Source organism: Marivirga lumbricoides (assembly GCF_014636295.1).
Taxonomy (GTDB): domain Bacteria; phylum Bacteroidota; class Bacteroidia; order Cytophagales; family Cyclobacteriaceae; genus Marivirga; species Marivirga lumbricoides.
On record NZ_BMEC01000045.1, the window covers coordinates 1 to 1380 of the forward strand.

General features: G+C 40.4%; 1 protein-coding gene. It reads right to left on the reverse strand.

All coding sequences use genetic code 11. The features are described from left to right. Nucleotides 1–1292, reverse strand: a 1292-nt coding sequence (locus IEV85_RS24665; protein WP_188467937.1) for a transposase, incomplete at its 3' end; no start/stop codon positions are given. Nucleotides 1293–1380 lie beyond the last annotated feature (88 nt).

A 1380-nucleotide genomic window follows, 5' to 3' on the forward strand; every position in this document is an offset into this window, starting at 1 on the left:
AGCTTAACAGCATTGGCCATCATGACAGCGAAGAAAACATGCATCATTTCTCGTTTCTCTCCCTTAACCTTGATTTTATTCAGGCCGTAGGCCGTTTTATGGGTTCCAAAACTTCCTTCCATCACCGTGGCTCTCTGGTTGGAGATAAGGCTTCTGAGCTTGCTTTCCTGAGGTTGGTTTACTTTAGGGCCTTTCTTGGGAAAGCAGGTAAATACTTTCTTTTCGGTTAAATATTTTCTATTGGCGTTGGTGGCATAAATACGATCAGCTCCTAGTTGATGAAGTGGCCCAAAGATCGATCTATGCTTTATACTACTTAATTTTAGCCTGGTACTTTCATTGAAAGCTCTGAACTCCATGGCATCAATAAAACAGATACCATCCACCTGAAGCATGTGTGCCTTCATTCCGAATTCCACCCTTTTAGTTTCTTTACCTCGCACTATAGGCCTAACATAAGGCTTGGGCAATGATACTATTCTGTTTTTCAATTCTTTTGCAGGATGATGTTGTAAGAATTGCTGTTGCTGGAGCACCTTCTTTATAGTATTTAGATAGGATCGCTCCTGGAAGTGAAGCTGTATTTGTGGGTTTTCATTGAGCAGGCACTGCAGCTGTCCCAGGCCTTTGGATAGTAGATATATCAATGACTTTTTACGCTTTCTGCCTGCTTTGTATGTCTTTTTACGGCTACGATCGTAAGACAGCTGCTTACGTTTTTGATCTATATACCTGGAGCGAGGTCGTTTGATACTTAATATTTTACTCCACCTAAAGAGTTGCTTCTCAAATACCCATTGGCAGCTTTCCCAGAGCAGCTTAACATCGGTAGGAAAACGGATATAGCTCTCATAGCAAGTGGCATCCATTAACAGAACATGGGTATTGTTCATATCTCTTTTCCAGTGGTGGATCAATACCTCCTGGAGCTGTTGCCAATCTGTATTGTCAGCTATATACATCCTGACCCTGCTTAAAATGGCCTTGTCCTTAATTTTTTGGTGATCATCCAACAATTTATTGCAAAATAATTGAAGGCTCCAATCGGTGTTAAAACGATCTATGAGCTTCTCGTCACTCAGGTTTAGATAGGATTTTAGAAACATTAAGCCAAACATGCCCTGAGCCGAAAACCATCGAGGTGCTCCGGGGCCTTTATTTTCTTTAGGCAGACATTCTGAAAGTTGATCCCAGGGGATACTATCATAAACATGTCCCAATTTACTACTCTTGAATAAATACCATTTTGGAGTTAAGTAATCTTGCGGTTGGAAAAGCTCTTGATCTCTCATATATTGCAGTGTTAATTGTGATTAGACACTACAATTTAACAAATCAAAAACCCCGAAAAAAGCTTTATCTAGCTAATTTCGGGGTTTT